The organism is Mesorhizobium sp. M4B.F.Ca.ET.017.02.2.1 (assembly GCF_003998955.1).
Lineage (GTDB): Bacteria > Pseudomonadota > Alphaproteobacteria > Rhizobiales > Rhizobiaceae > Mesorhizobium > Mesorhizobium abyssinicae.
Window position 1 is genome coordinate 1 of sequence record NZ_RZOF01000099.1, and the last position, 17917, is coordinate 17917.

The 17917-nt window shown below is 65.6% G+C and carries 20 protein-coding genes; 6 read left to right on the forward strand and 14 right to left on the reverse strand.

Annotation, left to right across the window (positions count from 1 at the left end; translation table 11 throughout):
* Positions 1 to 569, reverse strand: a 569-nt coding sequence (locus tag EN738_RS14515; protein WP_127284285.1) for a LysR substrate-binding domain-containing protein, incomplete at its 3' end; no start/stop codon positions are given.
* Between the two features lie 114 nt (positions 570 to 683).
* Between EN738_RS14515 and EN738_RS14520 the strand changes: the two genes are divergently transcribed.
* The gene (locus tag EN738_RS14520; protein ID WP_127284286.1) at positions 684 to 1091 is read left to right on the forward strand and encodes a 4-oxalocrotonate tautomerase family protein; all 408 of its coding nucleotides are present in this window, start codon (positions 684 to 686) and stop codon (positions 1089 to 1091) included.
* A gap of 306 nt (positions 1092 to 1397) precedes the next feature.
* Positions 1398 to 3620, forward strand: a complete 2223-nt coding sequence (locus EN738_RS14525; RefSeq protein ID WP_127284287.1) for an AMP-binding protein — start codon at positions 1398 to 1400, stop codon at positions 3618 to 3620.
* Positions 3621 to 3726: 106 nt separating this feature from the next.
* Here the strand turns inward: EN738_RS14525 and EN738_RS14530 are convergent, their stop codons facing one another.
* Together EN738_RS14530 and EN738_RS14535 are read right to left on the reverse strand one after the other, a co-directional pair.
* A complete protein-coding gene (locus EN738_RS14530) occupies positions 3727 to 4473 on the reverse strand; it encodes a phosphatidylcholine/phosphatidylserine synthase (RefSeq protein ID WP_245478351.1) in 747 nt (248 codons plus the stop codon).
* Positions 4474 to 4548: 75 nt separating this feature from the next.
* Positions 4549 to 5247, reverse strand: coding sequence for a phosphatidylserine decarboxylase (locus EN738_RS14535; RefSeq protein ID WP_127284289.1), 699 nt, complete (start codon positions 5245 to 5247; stop codon positions 4549 to 4551).
* 180 nt (positions 5248 to 5427) lie between these two features.
* On the opposite strand from EN738_RS14535, the gene EN738_RS14540 reads away from it, so the two are divergent.
* Positions 5428 to 6321 (forward strand): SMP-30/gluconolactonase/LRE family protein, encoded by an 894-nt coding sequence (locus EN738_RS14540; protein ID WP_127284290.1) that lies wholly within the window; start codon positions 5428 to 5430, stop codon positions 6319 to 6321.
* Here the strand turns inward: EN738_RS14540 and EN738_RS14545 are convergent.
* From EN738_RS14545 to EN738_RS14560, 4 genes are all read right to left on the reverse strand, one after another.
* Positions 6300 to 6641: an antibiotic biosynthesis monooxygenase gene (locus EN738_RS14545; protein ID WP_127284291.1), complete on the reverse strand. Its 342-nt coding sequence runs from the start codon at positions 6639 to 6641 to the stop codon at positions 6300 to 6302. The genes EN738_RS14540 and EN738_RS14545 overlap by 22 nt on opposite strands.
* Positions 6642 to 6911: 270 nt before the next feature.
* Positions 6912 to 8792 carry an ABC transporter ATP-binding protein/permease gene (locus EN738_RS14550; protein ID WP_127284292.1) on the reverse strand — a complete coding sequence of 627 codons (1881 nt, stop codon included), beginning with the start codon at positions 8790 to 8792 and terminating at the stop codon, positions 6912 to 6914.
* 18 nt (positions 8793 to 8810) lie between these two features.
* Positions 8811 to 9158: a metalloregulator ArsR/SmtB family transcription factor gene (locus EN738_RS14555; RefSeq protein ID WP_127284293.1), complete on the reverse strand. Its 348-nt coding sequence runs from the start codon at positions 9156 to 9158 to the stop codon at positions 8811 to 8813.
* Between the two features lie 102 nt (positions 9159 to 9260).
* Positions 9261 to 10814: a LysM peptidoglycan-binding domain-containing protein gene (locus EN738_RS14560; protein WP_127284294.1), complete on the reverse strand. Its 1554-nt coding sequence runs from the start codon at positions 10812 to 10814 to the stop codon at positions 9261 to 9263.
* A 131-nt stretch (positions 10815 to 10945) separates the two neighbouring features.
* Here EN738_RS14560 and EN738_RS14565 point away from each other — a divergent pair, with 131 nt between their 5' ends.
* On the forward strand, positions 10946 to 11557 hold the full coding sequence (locus EN738_RS14565; RefSeq protein ID WP_127284295.1) for a TIGR00730 family Rossman fold protein: 612 nt from the start codon (positions 10946 to 10948) through the stop codon (positions 11555 to 11557).
* A gap of 38 nt (positions 11558 to 11595) precedes the next feature.
* Here EN738_RS14565 and EN738_RS14570 read toward each other — a convergent pair whose 3' ends face one another.
* Positions 11596 to 12483: a LysR substrate-binding domain-containing protein gene (locus EN738_RS14570; RefSeq protein ID WP_127284296.1), complete on the reverse strand. Its 888-nt coding sequence runs from the start codon at positions 12481 to 12483 to the stop codon at positions 11596 to 11598.
* 117 nt (positions 12484 to 12600) lie between these two features.
* Here EN738_RS14570 and EN738_RS14575 point away from each other — a divergent pair, with 117 nt between their 5' ends.
* On the forward strand, positions 12601 to 12891 hold the full coding sequence (locus EN738_RS14575) for a muconolactone Delta-isomerase family protein (protein ID WP_127284297.1): 291 nt from the start codon (positions 12601 to 12603) through the stop codon (positions 12889 to 12891).
* A 46-nt stretch (positions 12892 to 12937) separates the two neighbouring features.
* Here the strand turns inward: EN738_RS14575 and EN738_RS14580 are convergent, their stop codons facing one another.
* The 3 genes from EN738_RS14580 to EN738_RS35485 form a co-directional block, all read right to left on the reverse strand.
* Complete coding sequence (locus EN738_RS14580; RefSeq protein ID WP_127284298.1) at positions 12938 to 13651, reverse strand: hypothetical protein; 714 nt, start codon at positions 13649 to 13651, stop codon at positions 12938 to 12940.
* 221 nt (positions 13652 to 13872) lie between these two features.
* Positions 13873 to 14247 (reverse strand): hypothetical protein, encoded by a 375-nt coding sequence (locus tag EN738_RS14585; protein WP_127284299.1) that lies wholly within the window; start codon positions 14245 to 14247, stop codon positions 13873 to 13875.
* A 154-nt stretch (positions 14248 to 14401) separates the two neighbouring features.
* Positions 14402 to 14578, reverse strand: a complete 177-nt coding sequence (locus EN738_RS35485; RefSeq protein WP_189521630.1) for a hypothetical protein — start codon at positions 14576 to 14578, stop codon at positions 14402 to 14404.
* A gap of 369 nt (positions 14579 to 14947) precedes the next feature.
* On the opposite strand from EN738_RS35485, the gene EN738_RS14590 reads away from it, so the two are divergent.
* Complete coding sequence (locus EN738_RS14590; protein WP_127284300.1) at positions 14948 to 15946, forward strand: transporter; 999 nt, start codon at positions 14948 to 14950, stop codon at positions 15944 to 15946.
* Between the two features lie 7 nt (positions 15947 to 15953).
* Here the strand turns inward: EN738_RS14590 and EN738_RS14595 are convergent, their stop codons facing one another.
* From EN738_RS14595 to EN738_RS14605, 3 genes are all read right to left on the reverse strand, one after another.
* Positions 15954 to 16640, reverse strand: a complete 687-nt coding sequence (locus EN738_RS14595; RefSeq protein WP_127284301.1) for a glutathione S-transferase family protein — start codon at positions 16638 to 16640, stop codon at positions 15954 to 15956.
* A gap of 48 nt (positions 16641 to 16688) precedes the next feature.
* On the reverse strand, positions 16689 to 17618 hold the full coding sequence (rarD, locus tag EN738_RS14600; RefSeq protein ID WP_127284302.1) for an EamA family transporter RarD: 930 nt from the start codon (positions 17616 to 17618) through the stop codon (positions 16689 to 16691).
* 82 nt (positions 17619 to 17700) lie between these two features.
* Positions 17701 to 17917: alpha-isopropylmalate synthase regulatory domain-containing protein (locus EN738_RS14605; RefSeq protein WP_281034309.1), on the reverse strand; the 217-nt coding region annotated here is incomplete at its 5' end.

The window sequence follows — 17917 nt, forward strand, 5'->3', positions numbered from 1 at the left end:
CCGCACTGCGGATCGAGCAGCGCCAGCGGCAAGACGTCTTCGCGCGCGGCGAGTCCCTTCTGCGAGCAGAGCCAGAGCATCGGCTCGCCGATCACGGCAACCTCGTCGGGGCCCGGTGACTGGCGCATGGTGATCGCCAGATCGAGATCGCCGGCCTGCAGCGCCTGTCCGAGTTCGATGGAGCGGCCAACGCGCAATTCGATCCGGACGCGCGGATGGCTGACGGCGAAGGCGCGCAGCAGTTCCGGCAGGCCGCGATCAGCGAAATCCTGCGTCGTGCCGACGGCGAGGCGGCCGTCGGCACGCGCGCCCTTCAGCGCCAGCCAGGCCTCGGTGTGGACGGCGAGGATGCGCCTGGCATGGCCGACCAGATCCTCGCCGGCCGGCGTCAAGCCGCGCCCCCTGCCCTGGGGAGCAAGCAGCGGTTCGCCGACGATCTCCTCCAGCCGCTGCATCTGCGCCGTCACCGCCGAAGGCGAGCGGCCGACGGTGGAAGCCGCCTTCGCCAGCGAACCGCCATCGACGAAAGCAAGGAAGGTTTTGAGAAGGTCTGGGTCGAGCGTTTGCATAGTTTGATAATATCGAATCTTTTCTTCCAAACAATTCGATTTTCTTGATTCGATGCTCGTGACATGGTTTCTTCCAAGGGCGAGGAAGCGCCGCTCACAACGAGGAGAAAGAAAATGCCGATCATCAATGTCAGCGTCACCGGCAAGCCCGACGCCGCACTCTCTGCCGCCATCGCCAGGGAGGTGACCGAGCTCACCGCGACACATCTGCGCAAGGATCCGACCATCACCGCGGTCGCGATCAGCTATTTCGATCCCCAGCACTGGTTCGCCGGCGGCAAGTCGCTCGCAGAGCACGGCACCAACATCTTCTGGCTCGACATCAAGGTGGTCGACGGCACCAACACCAAGCTGGAGCTCGAGGCCTATCTCAAGGCGATCTTCGCCGCCTTCGGCCGCCTGCTGGGTGGCGTCCACGAAGAAAGCTATGCCTTCGTGCACGAAGTGCCGGCAGCCGCCTATGGCTATGGCGGCAAGACGCAGGAGTTCCGCTTCATCAGCGGGAGGTTGAACGCGGCGTAAAGTGCGCTCCCCCTTCTCCCCCTTGTGGGGAGCAGGTGGACCGGCGCGTAGCGCCGAGACGGATGTGGGTGTTGGAAGAAACTCGACCTCGAAAACTCCAATGCTTTTAGGCACCTACATCTTCAAAACAGTGATCCGTCCAACACCCCTCATCCGACCGAGCTTCGCTCGGCCACCTTCTCCCACAAGGAGAGAAGGCTAGAGGGCACTCAGTCCACATTGACGTCGCCCCCACTTCCGCTACCCTCTGGCGCCGAAGCGGCCACTCAAGAGCCGCGACGTGGAGGACGTTGGGAGAGCGCGGCAATGATCCTGACCCTGGCGCTGCTTGCAGGCCTCGTCGCGGCCTGGCTTTTGATCGGCGTGCTGGAATCGGTGCGCCTCGGCCTGCGTTTCACGCAGGCGTTGCTCTATGTGCCGTTCAAGCTCGCCTACCGCATCGCCGACGAGCGCATCCGCATCGCCCGCAATGCCAAGGCGCCGATCATCTACGTGATTTCGCACCAGTCGCGCATCGAGCCGGCGCTGATGCTGTCGCTGCTGCCGGACGACACGCTGCACATCCTCGACGACGCTTCGGCGCGCTCACCCTGGCTGGAGCCATGGCGCGAGCTTGGCCGCACCATCGCCTTCAACGCCGAGCATGTCTTCGTCAGCCGCCGGCTGGTGCGGGTCCTGAAAGGCAAGGGCAAGCTCGCCGTCTACCTGCCCGATGCGGTCGAGCCTGATATCAAGTCGTTCCGCCTGTTTCGCGCCATTACCCGCATCGCCATGCAGGCCGACGCCAGCATCGTGCCGATCTTCGTCGCCCGCGCCCGCGACCTGCCGGCATCGCTGACCCCGGCCGACAGGGCGCCGCGCCACTGGTTTCCGCGCCTTTCGGTGAGCGTGCTGGAGCCGATGACGATTGCCGAGCTGGCGGCGCGCAATCCCGACCAGGCCTCCAACACCAACGCGCTGTTCGACCGCTTCGCGGAAGCCAGGCTCTTCGGCACCAATCTCGACCGCGGCCTGTTCCTCGCCATTCGCGACGCCGCAACCAGGGTCGGCGCCTCGCATCCGATCATCGAGGACGTCATCTCGGGCGCGCTGAGCTACCGCAAGATGTTCATCGGCGCGCGCGTCCTGGGGCGCCGCTTCGAAGCGGTGACGGCGCCGGGCGAGGCGGTCGGCCTGCTGCTGCCCAACGCCAATGGCGTGGTGCTGTCTTTCGTCGGCCTGATCTCGGCCGGCCGGGTGGCGGCGATGATCAACTACACGGCGGGACCGGCGAGCGTCACCGCCGCCGTGCGCACCGCCGTCATCAGAACGGTCGTGTCGTCCCGCGCCTTCATCGAGAAGGCCGGGCTCGCCGACATAGTCGAGGCGGTCGAGGCAGGCGGCGCCAGGATGCTGTGGCTCGAGGATGTGCGCCAGAGCATGACGATGCTGGACAAGCTCGCCGCCGCCCTCTTGTGGCGCTTTCCGCTGCGGCCACAGGATGCGGCGAAGCCGGCGGTGATCCTGTTCACCTCAGGCTCGGAGGGCACGCCCAAGGCGGTCGTCCTGTCGCACAAGAGCCTCTACGCCAACGCCATGCAGGCCGAGGCCCGCATCACCATCTCGCCCGCCGACATCCTGCTCAACGTGCTGCCGGTGTTCCACTCGTTCGGACTGACCGGCGGCACCATCCTGCCGCTGGTCACCGGCGTGAAGCTGTTCCTCTACCCGTCCCCTCTCCACTACAAGATCATCCCCGAGATCGCGCGCAAGGTCAGGCCGACCATCATGTTCGGCACCGACACCTTCCTCGCCAACTATGCGCGCACCGCCAAGGATGGCGATTTCTCCAGCCTGCGCTTCGTCGTCGCCGGCGCCGAGGCGGTGAAGCCGGAGACGCGCCGTGTCTACCGCGAGCGCTTCGACGCATCGATCATCGAGGGCTTCGGCCTGACCGAGGCCGCTCCGGTCGTCGCCGTCAACACCGCCATCCATGGCCGCGACGGCACGGTCGGGCGGGCCCTGCCAGCCATCCGCATGAAGCTCGAGCCGGTCGAAGGCATCGACGACGCCGGCCGGCTGTGGCTCGACGGGCCGAACATGATGATGGGCTACATGACCGCCGACCGGCCGGGCGAGTTGCAGCCGCTCGACGGCTGGCACGATACCGGCGACATCGTCTCGATCGACCGCGACGGCTTCATCACCATTCGCGGGCGCGCCAAGCGCTTCGCCAAGATCGCCGGCGAAATGGTGTCGCTGGGCGCCGTCGAGATGCTGGTGCAGTCGCTGTGGCCGGAAGAGCGCCACGCCGCCGTGGCGGTGCCGGACAAGAGACGCGGCGAGCGCATCGTGCTGGTGACCACGGCCGATGACGCCAGCGCGGAGGAACTGCGTGCCTTCGGCAAGAAGGCGGGCGCGGCCGAACTGATGGTGCCCAACGACATCGTCAAGGTGGAGGAGATCCCGGTGCTGGGCTCGGGCAAGACAGACTATGTCTCGACCCGCAGGCTGGCGATCGACCGGCTGGGGCTGAGCGCGGCGGCGTAGCGTGCTAGAGCGGTTCAGCGTTTCATGGAACCGCCGACCCGCTCTAACTATTTGTTTCTACGCGATTCCGGACGGAAAACCGTTACACACTTTTCCTGGAATTGCTCTAGCCGATGTCCGACGGCGGCACCTTCTCGCCTTCGCGCATGGCGCGCTTGGAATAGGCCCGCACGGAAAACGGCAGGAAGACGAGATAGCCGGCGACCGAGGCGGTCAGCGTGTACCAGGGATAGGTCATCAAAAGCAGGACGTAGAGCACGACGGCAAGGATCACCGGAAGCACCTTGTCGCCCGGCACCTTGATGCTCTTGCCAGAATGGACCGGCAGCCGGCTGACCAGCAGGAAGGCGACGAGTACGGTGAAGCCGGTGGCGACAAAGGCGGCGAGACGGGTCGGCTCGAGTCCCAGCCGCAGGAAATAGAGGTAGAGCGGCAGCATCACCAGCACCGCGCCCGCCGGCGCCGGCACGCCGACGAAATATTCGCTCTGCCACAGCGGCCGGTCGGCCTTCTCATCATCCAGCACATTGAAGCGGGCGAGCCGCAGGCCGCAGGCGATGGTGAACAGAAGTGCCGCGATCCAGCCGAACGAGCCGGCCTGGTCGAGCAGGAAGGCATAGAGCACCAGCGCCGGCGCCACGCCGAAATTGACGATGTCGGCCAGCGAATCCATCTGTGCGCCGAATTTCGAGGTCGCCTTCAGCATTCGCGCCAGGCGGCCGTCGATGCCGTCCAGGAAGGCGGCGAGCAGCACCATCACCACCGCCGGCTCGAAGCGGTCCTGGAAGCCGAAGCGAATGCCGGAGAGGCCGGCGCAGATGGCAAGCACGGTGACCAGGTTGGGCAGCACCATGCGCATCGGGATTTCACGGATGCGCGGACCGCCGCTGGCATGCGCCTCGAATTTCTTGAAGGGCGCGCCCACGGCTCAGGAAATCCTGACCAGCGGCGTCACCGCCGCGCCGCCGAATTCGGCAAGCACCGTCTCGCCGCCGACGGCCGTCTGGCCGACGGCGACGCGCGGCACGGCGTTCAGCGGCAGGAAGACGTCGACGCGCGAGCCGAAGCGGATCAGGCCGAAGCGCTCGCCGATGGCGATCGATCCGCCGGCCTCGGCCCAGCAGACGATGCGCCGCGCCACCAGGCCGGCGATCTGCACGGCGGCGACGGTGCCGTTGGGGCTATCGATGACCAGCCCGTTGCGCTCGTTCTCCGAGCTTGCCTTGTCGAGCTCGGCGTTGAGGAATTTTCCGGGCCGGTGCTCGATCCTGGCGATCCGGCCACGCACCGGGGCGCGGTTCACATGGCAGGAAAAGACGTTCATGAACACCGATATGCGGGTCATCTCGCCGGAGCCGAGACCCAGCTCGCGCGGCGGCACGGCGGGACCGACCGCCGAGATGACGCCATCGGCCGGGCTCACCACCAGCCGGTCGTCGACCGGGGTGACGCGCTCGGGATCGCGGTAGAAATAGATGCACCAGGCGGTGAGGATCAGCCCGATCCAGAACAGGATCGAGGAGAAATAACCCAGAAAAAGCGTGCCCGCGGCAAAAGCGGCAATAAAGGGATAGCCCTCGCGATGGATCGGAACGAGCGTATTCTTGATCGTATCGACGATGCTCATGGGATGGGGGCAGTCCCTGTTTCAGGTCCGGCCTCAATAGCCGAAAGCCCCCCTGCCCGCAACGCAACAATGGGCGAGGCTGGGCGGGTCACCGGAGACATGCATTTTTTTGCCTATGCTGTCGGAACTCGACCATGCCACTCGTCCTTGGCTAGACAACTCGCCCAGGGAGCCCGCCAAATGCCATCGCCGAAATCGTCTGCAATTGATGCCAATCTCATCATCGAGGGTCTGGCCTTCGGCGAGTCGCTGCGCTGGCATGATGGACGGCTGTGGGTCTGCAACTGGGGCACGGGCGAGATCGTCGCGGTGGATGCGGACGGCAACAGCCAAATCATGCTCACAATACCGGCCACCCTGCCCTATTCGATCGACTGGCTGGCGGATGGGCGATTGCTCGTCGTCTCCGGCCGGGAAGGCCTTCTGCTGCGGCAGGAGGCTGATGGAACGCTCGCCACCCATGCCGATCTCAGGCCGCTGTCGAAAAGCCCGTGGAACGAGATCGTCGTCGACGGGCGCGGCAACATCTACGTCAATGGCGGCGGGCCGGCACCGGCGCCGGGCGAACATTTCGGACCGGGCACGATCGTGCTGATCCGGCCGGACGGCACGATCCGCCAGGTGGCCGAAAACATCGCCTTCGCCAACGGCATGGCGGTGACGCCGGACAACAGGACGCTGATCGTTGCGGAGTCGCACGCCAACCGGCTGACCGCCTTCGACATCGCCGAAGACGGCAGCCTTGCCCACCGCCGCGTCTGGGCGGACCTCGGCGGCGACTATCCCGACGGCATATGCATCGATGCCGAGGGCTGCGTCTGGTATGCCGACGTGCCCAACCGACACTGCATCAGGGTGCGCGAAGGCGGCATGAAGCTCGACAGGGTCGAGGCCGATCGCGGCTGCTTTGCCTGCATGCTGGGCGGGCCTGACGGCAGGACGCTCTATATCGCCGCCGCCGAATGGCGCGGCTTCGAGCACATGATCAGCGATGCCCGTACCGGCCAGGTGCTGAGCGTCGAAGCGCCGGCACCCGGCGTGGGTTGGCCTGCCTACAGTTCCGGCAAACGCTGATAGTTGGCGATATCGGCCCTGACGCCGAGCCGGGCGATCGTCTCCTGCGGGCTGAAGGCGATGCGCTCGTGCGCGGCCTTGACGATCGGCACCACCTTGTCGACCGCTGCCTGGCTTTCCCATTCGACGATGGTGACGAGGTTGAACTCGCCCGGCCCGGAGAACTGCTCGAGCAGGAAGTCCTGCACGAAGCCGCTCTGCTGGCGCAGCAGTTCGTGGGTCATCCGGACCTTGCCGATGATCTCCTCGCGAGCCGCCGCCGGAACGACAAACTTGTCGACCCGGAACACGCTGCCATTGCCTTGATTTGTCTTGCTCATTTCGATCTGTCTCCGTTCTGGAAAGGCTCGTTTCGCAGGGGCTCGGAGACGGTTTGCAAGCTCAAGGTAAGTTGAGGTCAAGGGGATTTTTTGCGCCGACATCCCCTTCTCCCCCCTGTGGGAGAAGGGGATGGGCGCGCAGCGCCGAAACGGATGAGGGGTGCTGGAAGAAACGCGGCTGCAGCGATTTCAACATATCGCCAAGCTGGAACACTCCTCATCCGTCGCCTTCGGCGACACCTTCTCCCGCAAGGGGAGAAGGAAGAGGCGCTAACTAACCTCCGACGTCCTTCTCCGCACGATGACGCCCAGCTCGTCGCTCTCGCGGGCAACGCGCAGCCTCTCCTCGGCCTCGGTCGCCTCGCGCTGGCGGTCCCACATCGAGGCGTAGAGGCCATCCTTGCGCAGCAGCGCGGCATGGGTGCCGCGTTCGGCGATCTGGCCGTCCTTGAGCACGATGATCTCGTCGGCCGAGATCACCGTCGACAGGCGGTGGGCAATGACGATGGTGGTGCGGCCCTTGCTGACGAGGTCGAGGGCTGCCTGGATCTCCTGCTCGGTCTGGGTGTCCAGCGCCGAGGTCGCCTCGTCGAGCATCAGGATCGGCGGGGCCTTCAAAATCGTGCGGGCGATCGCCACGCGCTGCTTCTCGCCGCCGGAGAGCTTCAGTCCGCGCTCGCCGACCATCGAGCGGTAGCCCTCGGGCAGTTTCTGGATGAAGGGGCCGATCTGGGCGAGCTCGGCCGCCTTGCGCACTTCCTCCTCGCTGGCGCCGACGCGGCCATAGCGGATGTTGTAGGCGATGGTGTCGTTGAAGAGCACGGTATCCTGCGGCACCATGCCGAGCACCGCGCGCAGGCTCTCCTGGGTGACGTCCCTGATGTCCTGGCCGTCGATCAGCACCTGCCCGCCCTGCACGTCGTAGAAGCGGAACAGCAGCCTGGAGATGGTCGACTTGCCGGCGCCGGATGGGCCGACGATGGCGACCGTCTTGCCCGCCGGCACCTCGAAGGAGACGCCCTTCAGGATCTTGCGGTTCGGATCGTAGGAGAAATGCACGTCGCGGAACTCGACCTTGCCCGCGCCGACCAGCAAAGGCCTGGCGTCCGGCTTGTCGACGATTTCCTGCGGCACGTCGAGCAGGTCGAACATGTGCTCGATGTCGGTCAGCCCCTGGCGGATCTCGCGATAGATGAAGCCGATGAAGTTGAGCGGGACGGAAAGCTGCATCAGCATGGCGTTGATGAACACGAAGTCGCCGACACTCTGCGTGCCGGCCTGCACTTCCCGCGCCGACATGCACATGACGATGACGGTGCCGAGGCCGAAGATGACGCCCTGGCCGAAATTCAGCCAGCCGAGCGAGGTCCAGGTGCGGGTGGCGGCGATCTCGTAGCGCGCCATCGAGCGGTCGAAACGCTCGGCTTCCATGGCCTCATTGGTGAAATACTTGACCGTCTCGAAATTGAGCAGCGAGTCGATCGCCTTGGTGTTGGCGTCGGTGTCGCTGTCGTTCATATCGCGGCGGATCGAGATGCGCCAGTCACTGGCCTTGACCGTGAACCAGACATAGACCCAGACGGTGACAGCGACCACGGCCACATATTTCCAGCCATAGGTGAAGGCGAAGATGCCGGCGGTCAGCGCGAATTCGAGGATGGTCGGCGCCGTATTCAGCATGATGAAGCGCACAATCGTCTCGATGCCCTTGGTGCCGCGCTCGATGATGCGCGACAGGCCGCCGGTGCGGCGCTCGAGATGGAAGCGCAGCGACAGCTGGTGCATGTGGACGAAGGTACGGAAGGCGAGCTGGCGCACCGCATACTGGCCGACACGGGCAAACAGCGCGTCGCGCAGCTGGTTGAAGCCGAGCTGCACCAGCCTCAGCACATTGTAGGCGACGACGAGCATGACCGGCGCAAGCAGGAAGGACGGCAGCGGCGGCGGCGTCTTCGCGGCGCCGGCCAGCGCGTCGGTCGCCCATTTGAAAAAATACGGGCCGGCGACCAGTGTCACCTTGGCGACGACCAGCAGCAGCGTTGCCCAGGTGACGCGCGCCCTCAGGTCGGCGCGGTCCGCCGGCCACATATAGGGCCACAGATTGCGTAACGTCGCGAGGGTCAAGGAATCGGAGACGGTTTTTCCGGCCATTCTTTTTGCCTTCTTGTTCTAGCCGACGGTGCAGCAGGATTTGACCAGCGCCGAGAGCGATGCCGAGACATCGGCGAGCGCCGCGTGGTCGACTTCGTAGCGCGAGCGCTGGCGGTCGGGCTCGAAACGGACCAGTCCGGCCTCGACCAGGATCTTCAGATGTTGCGAGACGGTGGACTGGGCGAGGTCGAGATGGTCGACCACCTCGCGACAGCAGCAGGAACGGCTGGCGGCGAGGTGCCTGAGGATCTCGATGCGCGCCGGATGCGAAAGCGCCGCGAACCGCGCTGCGACGGCGCGGCTGTCGGGGGCGCAGGCGGGATGAGCGCTGTTCGCAGGAGCGGATTCAACCAGGGATTCTGTCATCGTTCATCGGCGATAGACGATGAACGATGACAGGGCAAGCCAGGCTGGTGGGTAGTAGGGTCATCGCCCCAGCAAGGGGGAGATTGGCCAATCGCCGAACTCCTACTCCGTCTTCGTCGGCGCCGTCGTCATCTGGTCGCCCATCGCCTTCATGTCGGCGGCCTCGCCTTCCTTCGACTTGCCGGGAACCTTGAACACCTGGCCGGGCCAGATGCGGTCGGGATCCCTGATCTGGTCCTGGTTGGCGAGATAGATGGTGGAGTAGCGCACGCCGTGGCCATAGACGCGCCGCGAAATGCGCCACAGCGTGTCTTTGCGGCGGATGATGACGGCGCCGTCGGCGTGTTCGAGCTTGGGTGCCACCGTCTCCGGCACGTCCGGAGTCGCCGCCGCGACCTTGGCCGGCGCCTCGGCCGCAGGAGCATCGGGCGCCTCGGCGGTCGTTGCGGGCGCGGCGGGTTCGGCCGCCGGGGCAGCAGGCGCCTCGGCCGCTGTCGCCGGCGCGGCGGGCTTTGTCTCGGCGGGCTTTGCCTCAGCAGGCTTGGTTGCGGCGGGCGCCACGGCGGCGACCGACTCGCCAGGCTCGCGCTCGAACGGCACGGCGGCGCGGGCCACCACCTTCACGCCGTCGTCGCCCAGGCCATCGACATGGATGGTGTAGCTGCCGACCGGAATGTCGCGGGTGGCCTCGATCAGGAAATGACCGTCGGGCGAGGTCTGGGCGTCGCCGAGCAGGATATCGTTGGCATAGGCGCGCACCTTGAGGCCGGGATCGGCCGTGCCGGCGACGAAGATTTTGTTGCCGTCGATCTCGACCGCTTCGACGACGATCTTGGGTTCGGCCGCCGGCGCTGCGGGCGCCGTTGCCGGAGCAGCGGGTGCAGGTGCCGCTTCCACGGCCGCCGGCGCGGCCGGAGCCGGTGTTGCCGGCGCTGGCGTGGTGGCTGCGGGCGCTTCCGCCGCAGGGGCGGCCGCCTGGTCGCCGGTGGCGGGCGCCGCGGGCTTGGTCTCCGGCGCCGGGACGGTGAGCAGTTCGGATGGCTTGCCCGGCTCCTCGACCATCGCCAGCACCTGGCCGGCCGGATTCTGCGGGATCGAAACGACAGCGGTCTGCACCGAAGCGGTGACGACGTCGCCGGTCGTCGAGCGCAGCGTGATGGTGTAATCGCCGGGCTTCAGCGGATCGTCGAGAACGATGGCGAAGGCGCCGTCGGGACCGGCGACGGTCGAGCCAATCACGGTCGCGCCGTTTAGGATTTCGACCTTGGAATTGGGCGCCGCATTGCCGGCGACGACGATCGAACCATTGCTTTCGACGCGCACGACATCGAAGGTCGGCGCGACCGAACCGGCCGTGGCGGGCGGCGTGGCAGGCGCCGCGGGAGCCTCAGCCGCAGGCGCAGCAGGAGCGGATGGCGCGGCCGGAGCCATAGCGACGGTGGCCGGTGCCGGCGCGGCCGGAAGGCGGCCCTCGGTGCCCGGATCTGACGGCTTGGTTTCTGCCGGCTTGGTCTCGCCCGGCGCCAGCGCCGCGATCTCAGCCGGCGGCGTGCGATTGAGATACGGATCGAGCGCGCCCGACACATAGGCGGTTCCCGCCGCGGCGACGGCGCCGCCCGCAGTAAACAACAACGCCTTCAATGGATTAATTGCCATTTTTGACTGCCCCTTAGCCACCTAACGCCGGTCTAGCGTGTTTTAGCGAGTCCCACAAGAAAAACGGCCGGCCAAGAAAAAGCCTGTCCCGGGCTTGACCATGCCTGCCGTCCCTATCACCAATCATCGGCATGAACACGATTCGATCCGTCTGCGTCTATTGCGGTTCGTCTCCGGGCCGCGATGCAACCTACGTCAAGGCCGGCCACCTGCTCGGCCGCTCGCTCGCCAAATCCGGCCTCAGGCTGGTCTATGGTGGCGGCACCAAGGGCATCATGGGCGCCGTCGCCGAGGGCGCGCTCAAGGCCGGCGGCAAGGTGACGGGCATCATTCCCCGCTTCCTCATCAACAGGGAAGCAACGGAGACCGCGCTTGACCGGCTCGACGAGCTCGTGATCACCGACAACATGCACGAGCGCAAGCACAGGATGTTCGAAAAATCCGACGCCTTTGTGGCGCTGCCGGGCGGCATCGGCACGGTCGAGGAGATCGTCGAGATCATGACCTGGGGCCAGCTCGGCCATCATCGCAAGCCGATCGTCTTTGCCAACATCAAGGGGTTCTGGGACCCGATGCTGGCGCTGCTCGACCATATGAGCAGCGAAGGCTTCATCCACACCGCGCACCGGGTGAAGCCGCTGGTGGTCGAGGATCCCGAAGCGATCGTCGCCGCCATCATGGTGGCAGGCTCGTCCGTCGACGCGCCGACGGAGGGCGTGCAGTCGGTGATAGACAAGATGTAAGGCAGTAGGGGAAAACAGTGCCTACTGCCTAGTTCCTACTATCCATTGCCTACTGCCTTCCTCAAATCCCCGATCACCGCCCGCCGATCCTGCCGACGCCAGACGAGGTAGATCGACACGCTGCGCTCGAACCAGGGCAGATCGCGGAAGACGATCCCCGGCGGCGCCGCGCTGCGCAGGCTCTCCTGCACCGTCGCCAGGCCGAGGCCGGCGCCGACGAGGCCGAGCGAGGTCAGCGGATCGGCCGTTTCATAGGCGATGTCGGGCACGAAGCCGGCCTCGATGCAGGCGGCGAGGAACTGGCCGCGGTTGGTGTCGGCCGGCTGGCGTACCACGGTGATCCAGGTGCGGCCGTCGAGATGATGCGGGCGAATGTCGAGAACGGCGGTGAGCGCGTCGCCCTCGGGAATCGCCAGCACCAGCGGCTCGCGCCGGACGAGCGTCGAGGCGATTTCGGGATAGTCGGCCGGCGGCGGCGAATAGACCAGGCCGAGATCGAGCGTGCGCTGGCGCAGCCCCTCCAGTTGCGCGGCCGAGCGCAGGCTCATCAGGCTGAGGTTCAGCTGCGGCCGGCCGCGGCGGAACCGTCTCAGCATGCCGGCGACGATCCCCGCATGCACCGCGCCCTCGACATAGCCGATGGCAAGGCGGCCGGCAGTTCCCGCCGCAAGATCCCGGCCGAACGTCTCCAGCCGCTTTGCACCCGCCAGCAGCGCCCTCGCCTCGACAAGGAAAGCCTGGCCCTCGGCATTGAGATGCACCCGCTGCTTTGCACGCTCGAACAGGGCGACGCCGAGCTGCTCCTCGAGCTGGATGATCTGCCGACTGAGCGGCGATTGCGAGATGTGCAGCACTTCGGCGGCGCGGCCGACATTGCCCGTCTCGGCAACCGTCACGAAATAACGGAGCTGGCGCAGATCGAACATTTTCGCTCCTTGCGGCTAGTCCCTCAGGGTCTCAACTTTAGCCTAATCAGTCTTGGACTGTCTGACCAGCGGAGGCGACAATCCCGCCATCCCAACCAGGACCTTTAGGAGACAGCCATGCAGTTCTTTGCCCTTCTCACCCGCAACACCCAGAAGTTCAGCGACGCCGATTTCGCGCCGCTGCTGCCCGGTGAGGCCGAGCAGCGGCGAACGCTCTATGCAGATGGCGCGGTGCGCCAGGTGTGGAACCGCGGCGACATTCCCGGCAGCGGCATTATGTTCGAGGCGGCCGACGACGCCGAGGTGCGCGGCCATCTCGCCACGCTACCGCTGGTCAAGGCCGGCATGATGGATATCGCCGCGATCGTACCGCTCAACCCTTATCCGGGCTTCGGCCCGAAGCGCTGAGGCGGCCGAGAGCTGGAGATGAGTGCCGCCGTGAAATCGGCGGCGCTCATGAACCTCCACGACCAAACATGCGACGGAAAATGCTTGCTCGAGGTGCGGTGTAGCGCTCGGGCAAGGGGTTGGTGAGCAGAAACTGCTCGTGCCCCTCGACCGTCTCGGTGCCGCGATAGCTGCATTGCAGCGACCGGGCCAGGGGAACAATCTCCTTCAGCACCGACCCGAATCCCTCACCATCGATCGGCACATCCTTGACCATGTGCAATTCGCGCGCGAAGGCCTCGACACCAAGGAAGCGATAGCCGCGCTTTTCGAGTTCGGCGCGGAGCTTTGCCGGGGAAGTCTCCGCCCCCCAGAACTCGAAGCGCGTCGGCCGGATGCGGGCGCTCGCGGCGATTTCCAGATTGAGGTCGCCAATCGCCTCGGCAGGAAGAATAAGCGCCGCCACCGCGCCAAGCGAATGCCGTTCGACGGCGAGTGGAAAGGCCGACGCCTCGACGGTGGCGCGGGCGATCCGCTGGAAGCCGACGACATCCTCGGTCGCAAAGTAGAAGTCCCGGCGCCCATCGCCATGCTGCTCCGCGATGTAGCATGCGGGGCAGCTCGCGGTGACCAGGTCCTCACACAGTCTTTCGAAAAACGCGTAGTTCCGGCTCGACCCCTTGGGTGTCAGCAGGGCGTCACGCGGCGTCAATTCGTTTGCCCGCGGGGTGAGCTTCAGGAGCAGGATAGGCAGCGAAGCGGCAACCCGCAGAAGCGCCATGTTCACCCTCACTCGGACGAACAACGCACTGCCGCCGGGGCGGTAGCGTATCAGGTCGCGATGCGGCTCCGCCTTGCGGATGACCTCTTCCGTTTCATCGTCCGAGACTTGTTCGCCGGTGACATCGAACTGAAGCAAAGTCATCGCCTGGCCCTCGCCTCCCGGATCGCGTCCGGTAGGAATGGTCGATCTTGCCAGTTCACATCACCCCAGCCCAGACCTCACGGCCAGGCATTCTTCATTGCGTTTACGGAAAGCCAGGCAATCGAAGGCAGCGCGATGAGCAGCGCCAGCCGCAGCCCGGCCGATCGCGCCGCGTCCGGGTTCTGCTGCTGCAGCAGTCGCCATATCTGGAAGGCCGCGGCAAGGACGAGCAGCCCGTAGAGACCGCCCAGCGCCCACAGAACCGCCGTGCCGCTCACCGGCATGCCGGCCTTTTCCAGTGCCTGGCCGATCAGCATCGTCGGCCCGGCAATGAAGAAGGCAACCGCGACCCCGAAGAAAAAGCCGATCATCGCGCCCGGAAACGGCGTTGCCGAGAGCGCCACAAACAGCGCCAGCAGGATGAGCAAAGTGATGAATGCGCGCTGGCCCATGGCTGCCCCCATTTGTCATGGCCGGTCGGACACAGCCTGGAGTAGCAGGCTGGAATTAATGGCCCGTAACGAGAGAGAGACTGGTCCGCGGCGTTGTGATCGCCCCAACGCGCCCTTGCCGCGACCGGCGACAGGGACAAGGCAGGCTCTGTCATCAGCCCGCCCGCAGCGACAGCACGAACCCCACGATCAGACCAAGGACGAAGCCGAGCGGGCCGGTGACGAAGATGCCGAGCAACGGACCTTGATTGGCTTCGGGCGTGAAGATGACCGGGCCAACGAAGCCGCCAAGAAAGCCGATCACGCCCAGGATTGCGCCCCATTTGAGCATCGGTTCCCCCCGCCTGCCGAGCCACTGCACCAGATTTACGTCTCGGAACCAAGCCGCAGCGTTAGCGTTGGCTCAGACAACAGCAATTCAGGAGATCGTCATGCTGCGAGGCGCATTGCTCTGGCTCATCGGAATACCATTGCCCATCATCCTCATTCTGTGGCTGCTTGGCTATCTGCACTGACTACCGCAGGCGGCATATGCAACGCATGCCAGGCGGGGATGGCTGGCCAACCATCACAGGGATCGCGGTTCCGTGCACAGCTTCCAGCGTCACGGAACCGTCACACGCAACGGCGGCGGCCATGCTAGAAACCTGGCTTGGCCGCCCCAGCGACCTGGACCGTTACAAGATCCGGCAAAGCCGCCATGAACATCGCCCTCGCCTCGGAAGACAAGAGCCTGTCGCCCTATCTGCCCGACGAGCACGGGCTGTTCTTCCTCTATCATTTCACCGCCGAGGGCATGCGCACCAAGGATGCCGCCGACGCGCACTGGACCTGGCGCAGCTATCAGATCTCCGACATACGCGCGCGCCAGGAGATCGCCGGCGAGCAGGCGCTGCCGCCTCCCGTGCGCGAAGCCTTCCTTAGCGCCAGCCACGGCTGCCACATCGACCTCGAGGACGATTGGCTCTATGGCGATCTGCCGGACCTGCGCCACGACTATTCGGCCGAGGCGCGCGGGCTTGGCCATTTCCGCTTCGCGCTCAACGACAGGATGCTGATCGGCGCCCGCAAGCAGCCGCTGCAGTCGGTCGACACCATCCGCAAGGCGGTGGAGAACGGCACGCGAAAATTCCGCTCGCCGGCCGAGCTGATCGAGGCGGTGATGGGCCAGTCTCTGGACGGCATGGCGGCCGAACTCGGCGGCCTTTCCGAGACGCTCGACGGCATCGAGGACCGCATCGTTTGCGACGCATGGCACAGCGAGCGGCAGGCGCTGGTCGACGCGCGCCGGCAGCTCGTGGTGATCCACCGGCAGATGGCGACGCTGACCAGCCTGTTTCGGCATCTCGACCATTCGCACCGCAACGATCTGCCCGATGCGGTCAACGACATGGCCGCAAGACTCTCGCACCGGGCGCACACGCTCTATCACGACGGCGAGCAGCTGCAGGCACGTACAAGGCTGCTGCAGGACGAGCTTATGGCCAAGCTGACGATGCAGTCCAACCAGTTGCTCTACATCTTGTCGGTGATGACGGCGGTGCTTTTGCCGATGACCATTATTTCAGGTCTGTTCGGCATGAATGTCGGCGGCCTGCCGCTGCTGGATTCGCCGATGGGCTTTTGGGTGGTGACGGCGCTGTCGCTGCTGGTCGCCGGCGCCGTCTATCTGTTCGTCAGGCGGCTCGGGCGGGTATAGGCGCGACCTACGCCGTCGCCCGCAGATCCTCGACGATGGCGCCGGCGGCGCGGACTTCCGCTTCGTGCTCGGGCTCGCGCCATGTCTCGGCAAGGCCCGCCGCGTACCATTCGCGCATCGCAGGCAGGTCGAGCAGCCGCTTCGGATAGGCGGCCGCAGCGCCCTCGAATTCGAGCCCATAGGACTGCGCCCGGAACGCCACCGGCGCAAAGAAGGCATCGGCGGCGGTGAAGCGGTCGCCGGCCAGGAACGGGCCGCCGAAGCGGGCGAGGCCGTCATTCCAAAGATCGCTCAGACGGAAGAGATCCTGCTTCAGCGCATCGGACATCGGGAACGGCTCGACGCGCACGCCGCAGCTCATCGGGCAGAGGTTGCGGAGCGCGGTGAAGCTCGAATGCATTTCGGCTGCGGCCGAGCGCGCCCAGGCACGCGCCCTGGCGTCCGCCGGCCACACGTCCTGATGGCGCTCGGCCAGATATTCGACGATGCTGAGCGAATCCCAGACCGCCCAGCCATCATCGACCAGGCACGGCACTCGGCCATTGGGCGAGAACGACCGAAAAAGGCTGAAACTGGATCCGGTCGGAAACGGCGTCAGTCGCTCCTCGAAGGGAATGTCGAGGGTGCGCATCAGCACCCATGGCCGCAGCGACCAGGAGGAATAGTTCTTGTTGCCAATGTGCAGAACGTACATCGGGCGCGCCCCTCCTCGTTTCATGCAGTTCCGGACGGAAAACCGCTTCTATCTTGCCGCCGGCGCCGGTTGGCGAACCTCGCGGCCCCTGAACATCGACCAGCTGTACATCGCCAGCGCCGTCCAGATCAGCGCGAAGGCGATGGCCTGCGTTGTGCCGAACGGCTCGTTGAAGGCCAGCACGGCGATCAGGAAGACCATGGTCGGCGCGATGTACTGCATGATGCCGATGGTCGAGAGCCGCAACAGCCTGGCGCCGAAGGCGAAGAGCAGAAGCGGCACGGCGGTGACCGGGCCGCAGCCGATCAGCAGCGCGGTATCGGTGCCGTTGCCCGAGACAAAATGGTCCTGCCCGGTGGCGATCAGGTAGGCGATATAGCAAAGCGCCGGCACCGACAGCAAAAGCACTTCGAGCAAAAAGCCCTGGCTCGGGCCGATCGGCAGCGTCTTGCGGAAAAAGCCGTAGGCGGCGAACGAGAAGGCGAGCGCCAGCGACACCCAGGGCAGCTTGCCGGCCTCGATGGTGAGCACGGTCACCGCGATGGCGGCCAGCGCCACCGCCGCGATCTGCAGCCGGTCGAGCCGCTCACCGAGCAGGAGCGCGCCGACCACGACCACCACCAGCGGATTGATGTAATAGCCAAGCGCGGTCTCGACGGTGCGGTCGACGGATATCGCCCAGACATAGATGCCCCAGTTGACCGAGATCAGCGTCGCTGTCAGCGCAGCCATGGCGATGCTTTTCGGCGAACGGATCGCCGCCTTGAAATCGGCTGTGCGGCCGGCCCAGACCAGCACGCATGCCGCGATCGGCACCGACCAGACGATGCGGTGGGAGATGACCTCGATCAGCGGCAGATGCGCGACAGCCTTCATGTAGAAGGGCAGCAGCCCCCACAGCAGATAGGCGCCCAGCGCCAGGAGGAAGCCGCGGCGGGCCTTGGCGTCTGCATCGAGCTGATCGGGTTCGGTAGCCATGGCCCAACGCTATGCGCCAGACGCTTGCCCAAAACCATCGCAAATTGCTGATGGATCAATGGACTTCCGCTGATGGGTCAACCTACTCCGCCGCCACCAGCCCGGCCATGTCGCGGTTCTTCATCAGCTTGTAGATGATCGAATCCATCAGCGCCTGGAAGGAGGCATCGATGATGTTTTCCGACACGCCGACCGTCCACCAGCGGGCGCCGCTGGAATCGTGCGATTCGATCAGCACGCGCGTGATCGCTTCGGTGCCGCCATTTAGGATACGCACCTTGAAGTCGGCAAGCTCGAGG